Source organism: Albidovulum aestuarii, assembly GCF_029961185.1.
Lineage (GTDB): Bacteria > Pseudomonadota > Alphaproteobacteria > Rhodobacterales > Rhodobacteraceae > Albidovulum > Albidovulum aestuarii.
This window is the reverse complement of record NZ_JASBQQ010000011.1, coordinates 48,660-63,638: the sequence shown is the minus strand read 5'-3', so window position 1 is coordinate 63,638 and position 14,979 is coordinate 48,660. Positions and strand designations below refer to the sequence as shown.

The 14,979-nt window shown below is 61.9% G+C and carries 13 protein-coding genes; 11 read left to right on the top strand and 2 right to left on the bottom strand.

The genetic code is table 11. The annotated features are described in order from the left end of the window. Nucleotides 1-145: 145 nt before the first annotated feature. A complete protein-coding gene (locus QKW60_RS19305; RefSeq protein WP_282371221.1) occupies nt 146-373 on the top strand; it encodes a sulfurtransferase TusA family protein in 228 nt (75 codons plus the stop codon). Here QKW60_RS19305 and QKW60_RS19300 read toward each other — a convergent pair. Continuing rightward, the gene (locus QKW60_RS19300; protein WP_282371122.1) at nt 357-1,001 is read right to left on the bottom strand and encodes a TetR/AcrR family transcriptional regulator; all 645 of its coding nucleotides are present in this window, start codon (nt 999-1,001) and stop codon (nt 357-359) included. The two genes, QKW60_RS19305 and QKW60_RS19300, sit on opposite strands and share 17 nt — an antisense overlap. A 148-nt stretch (nt 1,002-1,149) precedes the next feature. On the opposite strand from QKW60_RS19300, the gene QKW60_RS19295 reads away from it, so the two are divergent. From QKW60_RS19295 to QKW60_RS19255, 9 genes are all read left to right on the top strand, one after another. Continuing rightward, nucleotides 1,150-3,192: an NADH:flavin oxidoreductase gene (locus QKW60_RS19295; RefSeq protein WP_282371120.1), complete on the top strand. Its 2,043-nt coding sequence runs from the start codon at nt 1,150-1,152 to the stop codon at nt 3,190-3,192. A gap of 100 nt (nt 3,193-3,292) precedes the next feature. Beyond that, a complete protein-coding gene (locus QKW60_RS19290) occupies nt 3,293-4,156 on the top strand; it encodes an FAD binding domain-containing protein (RefSeq protein ID WP_282371118.1) in 864 nt (287 codons plus the stop codon). After that, nucleotides 4,153-4,629, top strand: a complete 477-nt coding sequence (locus tag QKW60_RS19285; RefSeq protein ID WP_282371116.1) for a (2Fe-2S)-binding protein — start codon at nt 4,153-4,155, stop codon at nt 4,627-4,629. The genes QKW60_RS19290 and QKW60_RS19285 overlap by 4 nt, the downstream gene beginning before the upstream one ends. Nucleotide 4,630: 1 nt before the next feature. After that, nucleotides 4,631-6,871: a xanthine dehydrogenase family protein molybdopterin-binding subunit gene (locus QKW60_RS19280; RefSeq protein WP_282371115.1), complete on the top strand. Its 2,241-nt coding sequence runs from the start codon at nt 4,631-4,633 to the stop codon at nt 6,869-6,871. Next, the gene (locus tag QKW60_RS19275) at nt 6,871-7,116 is read left to right on the top strand and encodes a MoaD/ThiS family protein (protein WP_282371114.1); all 246 of its coding nucleotides are present in this window, start codon (nt 6,871-6,873) and stop codon (nt 7,114-7,116) included. Before QKW60_RS19280 ends, QKW60_RS19275 begins: the two co-directional genes overlap by 1 nt. Nucleotides 7,117-7,318: 202 nt before the next feature. After that, complete coding sequence (locus tag QKW60_RS19270; protein ID WP_282371113.1) at nt 7,319-8,425, top strand: ABC transporter ATP-binding protein; 1,107 nt, start codon at nt 7,319-7,321, stop codon at nt 8,423-8,425. 83 nt (nt 8,426-8,508) lie between these two features. Next, a complete protein-coding gene (locus tag QKW60_RS19265; RefSeq protein ID WP_282371112.1) occupies nt 8,509-9,603 on the top strand; it encodes an extracellular solute-binding protein in 1,095 nt (364 codons plus the stop codon). Nucleotides 9,604-9,688: 85 nt separating this feature from the next. After that, the gene (locus tag QKW60_RS19260; protein WP_282371111.1) at nt 9,689-11,326 is read left to right on the top strand and encodes an ABC transporter permease; all 1,638 of its coding nucleotides are present in this window, start codon (nt 9,689-9,691) and stop codon (nt 11,324-11,326) included. Between the two features lie 5 nt (nt 11,327-11,331). Further along, nucleotides 11,332-12,549: an ABC transporter permease gene (locus tag QKW60_RS19255; RefSeq protein ID WP_282371110.1), complete on the top strand. Its 1,218-nt coding sequence runs from the start codon at nt 11,332-11,334 to the stop codon at nt 12,547-12,549. A 266-nt stretch (nt 12,550-12,815) separates the two neighbouring features. Here the strand turns inward: QKW60_RS19255 and QKW60_RS19250 are convergent, their stop codons facing one another. Beyond that, entirely contained in the window at nt 12,816-13,367 is a 552-nt protein-coding gene (locus QKW60_RS19250; RefSeq protein WP_282371109.1) for a hypothetical protein, read from the bottom strand. Between the two features lie 60 nt (nt 13,368-13,427). Between QKW60_RS19250 and QKW60_RS19245 the strand changes: the two genes are divergently transcribed. Next, a complete protein-coding gene (locus QKW60_RS19245) occupies nt 13,428-14,924 on the top strand; it encodes a winged helix-turn-helix domain-containing protein (RefSeq protein ID WP_282371108.1) in 1,497 nt (498 codons plus the stop codon). The last annotated feature ends 55 nt before the right edge of the window (nt 14,925-14,979 follow it).

The window sequence follows — 14,979 nt, the reverse complement described above, 5'->3', positions numbered from 1 at the left end:
CAAACCGGTCCCATCGGATCAATTTCGCAATCTCGTGGACCGATAGAAGATCTCTATCGAAAGCGTCACTTTCCAGTGACGTATTTTCTCATACCCGTTTGAAGAGTGATGGACAGAATCCGCCACCTTGCGTATCCCGGGCGTCATGATGTGGGATCAGGAAATCGACGCGACCGGGCTTTTGTGCCCTTTGCCGGTTCTTAAGGCGCGCAAGCGTCTATCGGGCATGGAACCCGGTGCCGTGTTGCGGCTGGTCGCCACCGATCCAGCGGCGGTGATCGACGTGCCGCATTTCTGCGCCGAGGCGGGGCACGACCTGATCTCCACGGTCGAGGATGGCGCGGCGCAGATCTACCTCATCCGCCGCCGCTGACCGCGCCGTTGCGGTGGCGGGCCAGAAAGAACTGCAGTTCCTCATCTGAGGCCGGGCGACCGGTGAAGGTTTCCAGATAGGTCGGAATGCGCCCAAGACGCGCCTCCAGCGTTTCGGTTGTCCCGAGTGCGATGTAGCCCACCTGCGTCAGGTAGATCGCATTGGCGCGGATGTCGGCCTCTTCCGCAACATAGCCGTGACGTTGAAACATCGCGCGTATTGCGGCAATTCGGGCTGCGTCGGCCGCGTCGAAAGCGGCTTTCAGGGCGGTATCCGTCCGCGCCCAGTTTCGCATCGCGTGGTCAAGCGCCGCGTCGAAGAGTTCGGGGGTGATCCAGCAGTCGAAGAGATTAAGAACGGCGGCATTGATTGTCGGGGCGACGAGCTCAGTCTGGCGGACCAGGTTGCCAGTGTTTTTCTCCTGCCAGCGGGTGATCAGCGCCGCCAGCAATGCCTCTCGGTCGGGAAAGTGCCAGTAGAAGCTGGTTCGCGACAGACGTAGCCGCTTGGCCAGAGGCAGGATCTTTACCGCCTCCACCCCGCCTTCGATCAGCATCGCGTAAGCGGCCTCGATCCAGCCGCTTTCCGTGCCGCGCCAACCGCGTCCAAGGGGTTCCAAGTCGTCCATACTACCCGCTTACCGCGTAATTGGGGGATGCGGGCGTAAAAAATCGACACATGTGTCGGTTTTTGCCATTCTGAGGATCCAAAACCGCTCTAAAAGCGATTCCACAACCGCCCGGGACAGGCCCGGGCAATTCGACAGGACATGTGCCATGGCTTCGAACGACCCGCTGTTGCAGCCCTATCAGCTCAAGCATCTGACGCTGAAAAACCGGATCATGACGACGAGCCATGAACCCGCCTATCCCGAAGATGGCATGCCGAAGGACCGCTACCGCGCCTATCATGTGGAGCGCGCAAAGGCCGGGGTCGCGATGACGATGACGGCGGGGTCTGCCTCGGTCAGCCGCGACAGCCCTCCGGTCTTCAACAACGTGCTCGTCTGGAAGGACGAAGTCGTCGGCTGGATGAAAAAGCTCGCCGACGAATGCCACGATCAAGGCTGCGCGGTGATGATCCAGCTTACCCATCTCGGTCGACGGACCGGTTGGGACAAGGGCGCCTGGCTGCCCTCTGTCAGCTCTACCCGCGACCGCGAACCGGCGCATCGCCGCTTCCCCAAGCTCGCCGAGGATTGGGACATCGCACGGATCATCGGCGATTTCGCCGATGCCGCCGAGCGGATGAAACAGGCGGGCCTCGATGGGGTTGAGATTATGACCCACGGTCATCTCCTCGACCAGTTCATCTCGCCGCTCACCAACGAACTCGACGGGCCCTACGGCAAGGAAAGCCTCGCCACGAGGATGCGCCTGACGCTCGACATCATTAACGCGGTGCGCCGCCGTGTCGGAGACGATTTTATTGTCGGCACGCGGTTTGCGCCCGACGAGGCCGAAGAGGGCGGCATCACCGAAGAAATGGGTCTCGAGATCGCGCATATGTTCAAGGCGAGCGGACAGGTCGACTATCTCAACATCAACCGCGGCCGCATCCACACCGACCCGGCGATGACCGACATGATCCCGATCCAGGGCGCGCGGTCGGCTCCGCATCTCGATCTCGCCGGAAGGGTCCGAGCCGAAGTCGGCCTGCCGACCTTCCACGCCGCGCGTATTCCTGACGTGGCAACGGCGCGGCACGCAGTCGTGACAGGGCAACTCGACATGGTGGGCATGACCCGCGCCCACATGGCCGACCCCTATATCGTCCAGAAGATCCGGGAGGGCCGCGAGGACGACATCCGGCCCTGCGTCGGCGCGACATACTGTCTCGACCGGATCTACGGCGCGGGCGAGGCGCTTTGCATCCACAACGCGGCGACGGGCCGCGAACTGACGATGCCGCACAAGATCGCGCGCGCGGATCAGCCGAAGCGGATCGTGATCGCGGGCGCTGGTCCGGCCGGGCTCGAGGCGGCGCGGGTCGCCGCCGAACGCGGCCACCATGTCACCGTGTTCGAGGCCGCCGACCAGCCCGGCGGGCAGGTTCGGCTGACCGCGCAGACGAAGCGCCGGTCCGAGATGATCGGGATCATCGACTGGCGCATGGCGCAATGTGCTGCGCGCGACGTCGAGTTCCGTTTCAACACCTGGGCCGAGGCCGACGATGTGATGGCCCTCAATCCCGATGTCGTGATCGTCGCGACGGGCGGCCTGCCGCACACGGACATCCTTTCCTCCGGTGACGACCTCACGGTTTCGGCCTGGGATATCCTGTCGGGAGATGCCAAGCCCGGCCGTGACGTCCTGATATACGACGAGGCCGGCGATCATTCGGCGCTTCAGGCGGCCGACGTGCTTGCCGCGAGCGGCGCGAAGGTCGAGATCATGACCCGAGACCGCAGCTTCTCGCCTGATGTCATGGCGATGAACCTTGTCCCCTACATGCGGAGTTTGCAGGAAAAGGACGTCACTTTCACCGTGACCTGGCTTCTCAAGGCGGTACGCAAGGCGGGCAACCGGCTGATGGCGACACTCGGGACGGATTACTCCAAATTCACGAAGGACAAGGACTACGACCAGATCGTCGTGAACTGCGGCACGATGCCGAATGCCGACCTCTACTTCGACCTCAAGGAGCAGTCGGTCAACCGTGGCGAAGTCGACCATGCCGCACTGATCGACGGTCGGCCGCAGGAGTTGCGCACCAACCCCGAAGGCCGGTTTCAGCTTTTCCGCATCGGCGACGCGGTTTCGGCGCGGAACACGCATGCGGCGATCTATGATGCGCTTCGGCTGGTGAAAGATATCTGACGTCTTTCGCTTTCGTCTCCGTTCGTTATTGTGGTGGCTCGAATCCGGCAATCAGACCGGGAGAGCCACCGCAAGCGACGGTCGGGAGGAAAGGCGAAAGATGAGATATCTGGCTGCGAAAACGGCTGCCGAGGCGGCAGGAGCCTTGGCTGCTGAAAAGGGTCTGACCCGGATTCTGGCGGGGGGCACGGATGTGCTCGTGCAGCTTCGGTCCGGCATGGTCGAGCCCGACCTGATCGTCGACATCAAGAAGATCCCAGGCATTCGCGGGATCGTCGCGGAGAGCGGCGGTTTCCGCATCGGGGCGGCTGTATCGGGTGCCGAGATCGGTGAGCACGCCGCGCTCTGCGCCGCATGGCCCGGTGTGGCCGAGGGTGTGCAGTTGATCGGCTCGACGCAGGTACAGGGCCGCTGCACCATGGTCGGCAATCTCTGCAATGCCTCGCCCGCCGGTGACGCGGTGCCCTCGCTGGTCGCCGCCAACGCGGTCGCCCGGATCGCGGGTCCCGATGGCGAACGCGATTGTCCCGTGGCAGACATTCCGGCAGGCCCCGGCAAGACGACGCTGAAGAAGGGCGAGATCATCACTTCGATCTTCCTGCCCGCGCGGCCGGATCGTGCCTCTGACGCCTATCTGCGCTTCATCCCGAGAACAGAAATGGACATCGCCGTAGCCTCGGCCGGTGTTTCGCTGGAACTTAACGCGGACGGTACTGTGAAAGCGGCCCGGATCGTGCTGGGTGCCGTCGCGCCGACGGTCGTCGTGGCCGACGATGCGGGCAAGGCGCTGGTCGGTACGAACCTTGATGACGGCGCGCTCGCGGCAATGGCCAAGGCCTGCGAAGCGGTCTGCAACCCGATCGACGACAAGCGCGGCACGATCGAATACCGCACGAAAATGGCCGGAACATTGGCCAAACGCGCCGCCCTTATCGCCTATGCCCGCGCCGGAGGATCGAAATGACCAAGCTGCATGTCTCCACAACGATCAACGGCGATCCTTTTGAGTTTCTCTGCGCACCGGATGAGACCTTGCTCGACGTGCTTAGGAACCGGCTTGGCCTGACCGGCGCTAAGGAAGGCTGCGGCACCGGTGATTGCGGGGCCTGTTCGGTGACCGTCAATGGCCGCCTTGTCTGTTCCTGCCTCGTGCTGGGGGCCGAGGCCGAGGGGGCCGAGGTCACGACCATCGAGGGAATGGCCGACGGCGACGAACTCCACCCGCTGCAACGCCATTTCATCGACGGCGCGGCGCTTCAGTGCGGGGTCTGTACGCCGGGCATTCTCGTCGCCGCCAAGGCGCTTCTGGAAAAGAACCCGGACCCGAGCGATGAGGAGCTGCGCTATTGGCTGGCCGGCAATCTCTGCCGCTGCACGGGTTACGACAAAATCATCCGCGCCGTTCAGGCGGCGGCGGCCGAAATGAGGGGGGCCTGACATGTCCTTGGACGAATATACCCGCCGCGAGTTCAAGCAGGTCGGCACCCGTGTGCGCCGCCCCGACGGGGTGGACAAGGTCACGGGCCGGGCGATGTATGGGGCCGATGCCACGGCACCCGGCATGCTGACCGGGCGCATCCTGCGCTGCCCCCATGCCCATGCCCGGATCAAGAGCATCGACGTTTCGGCCGCACTGGCTCTGAAGGGCGTGAAGGCCGTGATCACCGGCGATGATTTCGCCGTGCCTGAGGATGATTTCATCCGCGATGTGCAGGAAAACTGCATGGCGCGCGGCAAGGCGCTTTACGATGGTCATGCCGTGGCAGCCGTCGCCGCAACCGATGCGGCAGCGGCGAAAGCCGCGCTCAAGGCGATCAAGATCGACTACGAGGTGCTGCCCCATGTGACCGATGTCGATGAGGCGATGAAGCCGGGCGCGCCTGTTGTGCAGGCGGGTCGGGTGCAGGAAAACGTGCCTAAGGGATATTCGGAAAACGTCACCGCGCATTTCGAATTCGGTCACGGCGATATGGAGGCCGGGTTCGCCAAGGCCGACAAGATCATCGAGCGGTCGTTTAAAACGGCGGCCACCCATCAGGGCTATATCGAACCCCATGCCTGCCTCGCCTCGGTCACCTCGGACGGCAAGGCCGATCTCTGGTGCTGCACCCAAGGTCAGTTCTATGTCCGCACGCTTTGCTCCTCGATCATGGGGATGGAGGCGAGCCAGTTGCGCGTCACCGCCTCCGAAATCGGCGGCGGTTTTGGCGGCAAGACGACGGTCTTCATCGAACCTGTGGCCCTGATGCTGTCGAAAAAGGCGGGCCGGCCGGTCAAGATCGTGATGAGCCGGGACGAGGTTTTCCGTGCAACGGGGCCGACCGTGTCATCATCCTCCGACGTCAAGATCGGCATGACCAAGGATGGTCGGATCACGGCAGGAGAGGCGACCTTGCGCTATCAGGGCGGTGCGTTTCCCTGCGGCACGACCGAATTCGGCTGTTCGGCCGCGTTCGCGGCCTATGATCTGGAAGCCGTGCGCACCTACGGCTGGTCAGTCCTCACCAACCGCCCGAAGGAAGCGGCCTATCGCGCGCCCGGTGCGCCGATGGCGGTCTATGCGGTGGAAAGCGTGGTTGATGAGTTGTGCCTCGAACTGGGACTCGACCCCCTGGAAACCCGCCTGAAAAACGCCGCGCGCAAGGGCACGAAATCCTCTTACGGGCCGACCTTCCCCGATATCGGGCTGGTGGCGACGCTGGAGGCGGCAAAGGCCCATCCGCATTACAAGGCCCCGCTGAAGCCCGGTCAGGGTCGCGGCCTCTCCTGCGGCTTCTGGTTCAACTTCGGCGGCAATACCTGTGTGTCGCTCAACGTGAACACCGACGGTACGGTCGGCATCACCGAAGGCAATCCGGATATCGGCGGCTCGCGCGCCTCCATCAGCCTGATGGCGGCAGAGGAACTGGGCATTCCCTATGAACGTATCCGCACCATCGTCGCCGACACCTCGTCCTTGGGGTACAACGACGTGACCGATGGCAGCCGCGTGACCTTCGCGGTGGGGCTGGCCACGATCAAGGCCGCCCGCGATGCGATCAAAAAGATGAGCGCCCGCGCCGCGAAAATCTGGGGCATCGACCCTGAGGCCGTGGAATGGAAAGACGGCGCTGCAGTCCCTGCCGGCCCCAATGCCGGGAAGTTCCCGCCGATGTCGCTGGCCGAGATCGCTGCCGTTTCGGCCGAGACGGGGGGGCCCATCGCCGGGCACTATGAGGTCAATGCCGATGGCGCGGGCGTCAGCTTTGGCGTCCATCTCTGCGATGTCGAGGTCGACCGTGAGACCGGCGCGACCAAGGTGCTGCGCTACACCGTCTTCCAGGATGCGGGCAAGGCCGTCCATCCCGACTATGTCGAGGGACAGATGCAGGGCGGAGCGGTGCAGGGCATCGGCTGGGCGCTGAACGAGGAATATATCTATGGTCCGGACGGTCGGCTTCAGAACCCGACATTCCTCGACTACCGCGTGCCGGTCGCCTCGGACCTGCCGATGATCGAGACGGTGATCCTTGAGATTCCCAATCCCGGCCACCCATACGGTGTGCGCGGCGTGGGCGAAACCGGGATCGTGCCACCGCTCGCAGCGCTCTCGAACGCCGTGTCGCATGCGACGGGTGTGCGGATGACCGAACTGCCGATGTCTCCGCCTCGGGTCCTGAAGGCCATCGGGGGCACCTGATGGTCAAGGTCCTGCTCTGGGGTTCGCTCAGGCAGGCCACGGACGGGCTGACCGAGGTCGAGATCGAGGCGACGAATTTCAAGCAACTCCTCGACCGGCTGGGCGAGGCCTATCCAGGTTTGCAACCGCAGATTAAGCGCGGCGTATCGATGTCGTTGAACGGTGTGATCTACCGCGAGGCGTGGTTCACCGAGATTCCGCCGGATAGCGAGGTTGTGCTGATGCCATACATGACCGGTGGATAGCGGGCGTTGGCGTTGATTTTCAGCGTTGCGGTCGTTTTTGTTTTGGATCTGTCGTAATTTCGTCAAAGCTCTTGCGGGATTTGACGCATTTCGTATGAAAGGAGTCGTTCTTGCCGAACGGGTTGAAAACCGCGCGGTGTTCCGATTTAGTCGGGTAAAGGGTCTGGAAAGACTCACAAAAAGCAACACGGGGAGCCCGAATTTGACCAATGCCAAAACCGGCGGCGACGCCGCATTCGTCGAATTTGAACACGTTCAGAAAAGTTATGATGGGGAAACACTGGTCGTCAAAGACCTGAATCTCACCATCGCCAAGGGCGAGTTCCTGACGATGCTCGGGCCGTCCGGTTCGGGCAAGACCACGTGCCTGATGATGCTGGCAGGGTTCGAGACAGCGACCCATGGCGACATCCGGTTGGGCGGCAAGCCGATCAACAATATCCCGCCACACAAGCGCGGCATCGGCATGGTGTTCCAGAACTACGCCCTCTTTCCGCACATGACTGTGGCTGAAAACCTCGCCTTTCCGCTGGAAGTGCGCGGCATGAGCAAGTCCGATCGCGAGGCGAAGGTAAAGCGCGCGCTCGACATGGTGCAGATGGGCAAGTTCGGTGGACGCCGTCCGGCACAGATGTCAGGCGGTCAGCAGCAGCGTGTCGCCTTGGCGCGCGCGCTCGTCTTCGAACCCGAACTGGTGCTGATGGACGAACCACTTGGCGCGCTCGACAAGCAGTTGCGCGAACACATGCAGTTCGAGATCACCCGCCTGGCGCATGACCTTGGCATCACGACGGTCTACGTCACCCACGACCAGACCGAGGCGCTGACGATGTCGGACAATGTCGCTGTCTTTGATGACGGTCGCATCCAGCAGCTTGCCCCGCCCGATGTTCTTTATGAAGAACCGGCCAACAGCTTCGTCGCCCAGTTCATCGGCGAAAACAACACGCTTCTTGGTGCTGTGAAAGAGATCAAGGGCGATATCGCCGTCGTGGAACTGGACGATGGTGAACTGATCGACTGCAAGCCGGTCAACGTCTCCAAGCCCGGTGAGCGCACCCGGGTGTCGATCCGGCCCGAGCGCGTGGAGTTCAACAAGGCCCGGCTTCAGCCCGGCGCCCATACGCTCAAGGCCGAGGTGCTTGAATTCATCTATATGGGTGACATCTTCCGCACCCGTCTGCGCGTCGCCGGCAATGACGAATTCGTCGTCAAGACCCGCAACGCGCCAGATCAGGTCCGGCTTCAGCCGGGAGCGCAGATCGAGATCGGCTGGCTGCCGCAGGATTGCCGCGCGCTCGACGCCTAAACAAAACAAGTGAATTTGGTCCGGATACCTATCCCGGGGTGTGGACCAACAAGATCAAGACGGGAGCTTATAGGGAGTAAGCAATGAAACTGACGAAAACTCTTCTTGCGACATCCGCGTTGGTGATGTCCGCCGGGGCTGCCTCGGCCATCGACCTGACGTTCGTGTCCTGGGGCGGCGCCTATCAGAAGTCGCAGCTCGAAGCCTATGCCAAGCCGTACATGGAAGCGCATCCGGACGTGAACATCATCTGGGACGAAAGTTCGGCCGAAGCCGTGGCAAAACTCCGCGCGATGAACGAGGCCGGCAACCTGACCTGGGATCTGGTCGATGTGGACGCGGCGGACAGCTTCCGTCTCTGCGACGAAGGTCTGGCGATGGAATACGATCCGGACGAACTGCTGGCCCCGGCGGATGACGGCACCTCGGCTTCCGAGGACTTCGGCGCCCAGATCGTGAATGCCTGCTACATTCCGCAGATCGTCTATTCGACGACCTTCGGCTACCGCACCGATCTAGTCGGTGACACGCCGCCGTCGAACATCTGCGACGTCTTCGATCTGGAAGCCTATCCCGGCAAGCGTTCGCTGGAAAAGCGCCCGATCAACAACATGGAATGGGCTCTCCTGTGTGACGGCGTCGCCAAGGAAGACATCTATGACGTTCTGGCGACCGACGAAGGCCAGCAGCAGGCGCTCGCCAAGCTCGGCACGATCAAGGATCAGGTGATCTGGTGGTCGGCTGGCGCCGATACGCCGCAGCTTCTGGCTGATGGCGAGGTCGTCATGGGCTCGACCTATAACGGTCGTCTCTTCTCGGCCATTGCCGAACAGAATCAGCCGATCGGCATGCTCTGGGACGCGCAGGTGTTCAGCTTTGACGGCTGGGTTATCCCGACCGGTCTTCCGGAGGATCGTCTGGCTGTCGTCAAGGACTTCCTGTTCTTCGCGACCGACACCCAGCGTCTGGCGGATCAGGCCAAGTACATCTCGTACGGCCCGGCCCGTGCCTCGTCTGCTCCGCTCGTCGGTCAGCATGCTGACCTCGGCATCGACATGGCACCGCACATGCCGACCGACCCGGCCAACGCGCAGAACGTGTTCTACTACAACTTCGAGTTCTGGGCTGACTATCGCGACGATATCGACGCGAAGTTCCAGGCTTGGCTCGCTGGCTAAGCTTCACTTTCGGAAGGGGCCTCAGGGCCCCTTCCACCCCATTCGTTTGTGACTTTGAAGACCAATAATCTCTGACGGGGGAGACATGAGCGACACTACCGATACGGGTCCGATGCGGGCCGCCGACGGCACGCCGCTGAAGAAAAGCCTCGCCCGCGCACTCAGGCGGCAGAAGCTCAGGGCACTGGCGCTGATCGCGCCTCTCCTGATCTTCGTGCTGGTCACCTTCGTGGTGCCGATCGCAGACATGCTGTTCCGGTCGGTGGAAAACCAGATCGTCTCGGATACACTTCCGCATACCGTCCGGCTGCTGTCCAGTTGGGATTCCTCAACCGGAGAAACGCCGGATGAGCCGGTCTATGCCGCGCTGGCGGTCGATTTTCAGGCCGCGAGCGAGGAAAAGAACCATACCAAGCTTGGCACCCGTCTGAACTACGAAAATCCGGGGCTCTCCTCGATGTTCCGCAAGACCGGACGCGGTGCCGACGATATCGGCAAGGCGTCAACAAAACGGTTCACCGACCTTGACCCGGCCTGGAAGGACGGCGCGACCTGGGCCGCACTTCTGGGGTCGGATGATTGGCTGGCCGATATGGCGGAATGGTCGAAGGACGATGGCCGCCAGCCGCGCTTCTCGCCCCGCGCCGAGGCTGCTTCTGCGTTGCCGATGACTTCCGATGTCTACACGGCCTTCGCAAGGGTCGCACGGACTGAAAACAAGAAAAGCGCGGTTGAGACCAAGCCTTGGCCAGTCCTCTACACCGCGCTGGAACAGGACCTTGCTACCGCATCCCCCGAATCGCTGTCTGCGGTGAACGGCGCGTCAGCCGGGCTGCTGCAAGCGGCAGGCGCCGCGGTTCCGGGTTTTGAGCCGATTTCGTACAAGGATGCCTTCATCGACATCGACAAGGGATGGAGCGAAGTCGACAGCTGGCAGACGATTCAATCCTATGCCGCGCGCTACACACCGGGTTACTTCCTGAACGCTGTCGATCTCGAAAAGAGCCCCGAGGGCATTCAGCAACGACCGGAGCAGCAGCAGATCTACCTGATGCTTTTCTGGCGCACGATCTGGATGTCGATGCTGATCACCTTCTGCTGTCTCGTTCTCGGCTATCCGGTGGCGTGGATCCTCGCCAACCTGCGCGCCTCGACCGCGAACGTGCTGATGATCCTCGTCCTCCTGCCCTTCTGGACCTCGCTTCTGGTTCGGACCTCAGCCTGGAAGGTGATGTTGCAGCAACAGGGTGTGATCAACGACATCCTCGTCTGGCTTGGCCTCGTCGATGACGGCAGCCGATTGGTTCTGATCAACAACCAGTTCGGCACGATCGTGGCGATGACGCATATTCTGCTGCCCTTCATGATCCTGCCGCTTTACTCGGTGATGAAGACGATCCCACCGACCTATCTGCGCGCGGCAAAATCGCTTGGCGCGACGAACTGGACCGCGTTCTGGCGGGTCTATTTCCCGCAATCGGTGCCGGGCATCGGCGCGGGGTCGATCCTGTGCTACATCCTCGCGATCGGCTACTACATCACGCCGGAACTCGTTGGTGGTACGCAGGGTGTCTTCATCTCGAACCGGATCGCCTTCCACATCTCGTCCTCGCTGAACTGGGGTCTGGCGGCGGCCTTGGGGTCGATCCTGCTCGGGGCGGTGCTGCTGCTCTACTACGTCTACGACAAGATCGTCGGCATCGATAACGTGAAGCTGGGGTAAGAGATATGAGCATCGGTCATCCCGAAATTCCGAAGCCGAGCCTCACTGGCTTTACCCTTCCGCTCATGGCCGTTGCCGGGCTGTGTCTGGGATATGTCGTCGGCACCGCAAACGGTCAGCCCCTGCTGGGACTGATCGCCGGGGCGGCCGTTGCGGCGGCGCTCGGCTATGTCTTGGCCAGTTTCGTGCCGGACCGCCGCGTCGGCCGGCTCGGTACCGCCGCTGTGGCCGCGATTGCAGGGCTTCTCATGGCGGGTGTCTCCGGCGCGGTAGTGGGCGTGATCATCGGCCTGATCGTAAGCTGGTTCGCCTATTGGCTTTCCACCGGCGATTACCGCAGCACCGTTCCGGTCTATGCGACGGCGGGCGATGTGCTGTGGCACAATACGTTCAAGCTGATCTGCGGGCTGATCTTCTTCTTCCTGATCGCTCCAATCGTTGTGGTATTGCCGCTGAGCTTCAACGCGCAGGACTTCTTTACCTTCACGCCCGAGATGCTGGCCTTCGACCCCGAGGGCTATTCGCTGAAACACTACCGCGATTTCTTTAACAATCCTGACTGGACCCGGCCGCTGAAAAACTCGTTCATCATCGCGCCGCTGGCCACGATCATCTCGGTGTCGCTGGGAACGCTGGCCGCGATCGGCCTTTCCCAGAGCCATGTGCCGGGCCGCCGGGCGATCATGGCGATCCTGATTTCGCCGATGATCGTGCCGCTGATCATCTCGGCCACCGGCATGTTCTTCTTCTACTCCAAGCTCGGCAACTGGATGGAAGGCAATTTGGGCCTGAGCCAGGATTTCATCGGTTATGTGAAGGTGGTCCTTGCCCATGCAGTGCTGGGTATTCCCTTTGTCATCATCACGGTAACGGCGACGCTCGTGGGCTTTGACCGCTCGCTGACGCGGGCTGCGGCGAATATGGGGGCGGGACCGGTCCGCACCTTCTTCAAGGTGCAGATGCCGCTCATCCTGCCGGGCGTCATCTCGGGCGGCCTCTTTGCCTTCATCACTTCGTTTGACGAGGTTGTGGTAGTGCTTTTCGTCGGTTCGGCGAGCCAGAAGACGCTGCCCTGGCAGATGTTCACGGGGCTCCGCGAACAGATCTCGCCCACGATCCTCGCGGTCGCCACGGTGCTTGTGACCTTCTCGATCATCCTTCTGACCACGGTCGAACTGCTGCGCCGCCGGTCGGAACGGCTGAGGGGGATGAGCCCGACCTGATGCCGTCTGACCCAGGTCGGCGGGGCGTCGGCCTTCCGTCGGCAAAACGTATGGCAAGAGCGCACGCCGGGTTAACCCCGGCGTGTATCGTTTCGGGCGGAGTGTGTTGGATGGAGATCACATCATGCGCAAAGTTCACTTTGCGGACGAAGCAGACACTCGGGCCCCGCTGGGCCTATGCAAAAAGTGCCCGTGGCGACAGCTGCGCCACGGGATTTCTTGTTTGCAATCCTCTGGACTGCGACCGTGCTTTGTAACGAAGTGGCTCAGTCCCTGCAGATTTCTCCGTAATAGCGAAGGGTGACCAGGCCTGTGTTGGCGTCAGCCACACCGTCATTCTTCAGCGAGCCCGTGGCGCCGGCGAATGTGCCTGTGCCGCCTTCGATCGTATAATTGGTCGCCATATGGAAGACGCCGTTCTGCCCGGGAATAGGCGTCCAAACTGCGGCGTCGCTCGTCTTAAGTGAACTGCGCCCATGGGTGACAAAATCATGCGCGAGCGTCAGGTTGATCTTCCCATCATCGTCTTCCGACTGACCGGTCAGCACCGCCCGCGTGGATCCGGCTAGATCGCCGCTGACATTGCCGAGCACATTGACAGGTTCGCCCCCGACGACGGTGGCGTCGATCGTTCCAGCCACTGGACGGCATTCCGCCAGAGCAACCTGCGGCAGGACAAGAATGGAAATGGCGGCGAGGGAAAGCGGTGTGGAATTTTTCCGAAACATGGTGACCTCCAGGTCTGCGGGGCCGGACAATCCGGCTGCCCTCCAGATTTCAGTCTGATGAGTGCCGCCTCGAATACTTGGAGTTTTCATTTAGAATTTCTTTAGATTCGTGCTTCTCTCTTGCGTGATGATTGCAAAGACGCGCTTGCGATGAAGTATCTGTTCCAGAACGGGGCACTTGAAGTTGGGGCGCGCAGCCTCTCGCTGGGCAGCGAAGAGCTCCACGTCGAGCCACAGGTCTTCGACCTCATTCTTTATCTGGTCGAGAACCGCAGTCGCGTCGTCGGCAAGGACGAGTTGATCGCGCGGGTTTGGAAGGGAAGGATCGTGTCCGATGCGACAATCGCTTCACGTATCAATGCAGCCCGAAAGGCCCTCGGTGATGACGGTCGGCGTCAGTCCTTCATCGCCACGCATTCGCGGCAAGGCTTCAAGTTCGTGGGCGATGTGACGATCGAGGGCGACACCTCCGGCCGGCCTGCCCTAGCCGTCCTGCCGTTCCTTCTGACCAATGGAGAAGGGGCGAGTGAACATCTTGCGCGAGGCTTGGCCGAGCAACTTGCAGCATCGCTCGGCCAGGCCGGCTGGTTCGACGTTTGCGACACGACTGCCTCCTTCGCATCGGCGCTCGCCGGTCTCGCACCCAAGGACGTCGCGGCGCGGCTCAAGGTCGGCTATCTCGTGCTCGGGACGCTGCACGCCACTGCTGAGCACCTCAGACTCGACCTTCGTTTGATCAGTTCGGACGCAAGCCGTCAGATGTGGTCAGGCAGATTCGATGCCCCGCGAGGTGATATCTTTGGTCTGCAGGATAGCATGGCAGAAATCATTCTTGGGGAAGTCGAGCCGCGTCTCAGAAGCGTGGAGCTCCAGCGAAGCGAAGCGCGACATGGAAACCTCACGGCCTTCGACCATTATCTGCGCGCGCAGGATCTCTTAAGGGTGATGGATCTGCCTTCTATGCGCGCAGCCTGCATCGAACTCGATAAGGCGATTTCGGCATATCCTAGCTACGGTGCGGCGTATGGCATGCGGGCATGGATCGCTACACTCCTCCTGCCTCAGGGTCAGCGCGTAGACCCTCGGGTGGAACTGCAGCGAAGCCGGATGGCCGTGACCGAGGGCGCCTTCGATTGTGACGCGCTTGCGATGGGTGGATATGCTCTCGGTTACTTCGACCGGCATCCGGACACAGGCATAGACTATGTTCGCCGCGCACTGGCCATCAACCCAAGTTCGGCTCGTGCCCATGATCACCTTGCATGGCTCTTGCTGTATACCGGCCGCTCTGCCGAGGCGTTGGAGCATTTCGACCGGGCGCTCACGCTCTGTCCGATCGATGAGTTCTCTTTCCGCATGCGCACCGGGCGCGCCTTCGCGTTGCTTTATCAGCGCGATTTCGAAGGTGCTGTCCGCGATGGCTACCGGGCCCATGCGGTCGCGCCTGAATATTCGGTCTGTCATCGCGTTCTGGCGGCCTCCCTTGCGCACATCGGGCGTGAGAAGGAATCGCGCCGGATCGCCAAGGAACTCCTGACGCTCAATCCCGGCCTGACAATTGCGCGATTTGCGCGCGATACACGCTTTGAAGGGCCTAAGGACCGAGAGTTGCTGTTTCAGGGGCTCAAGATGGCCGGCCTCAGGTAGCTGACCTGGTCATTCCTCTTTTTGCCCGGACGTCTGCTCCGGGCTCAGATCCGAC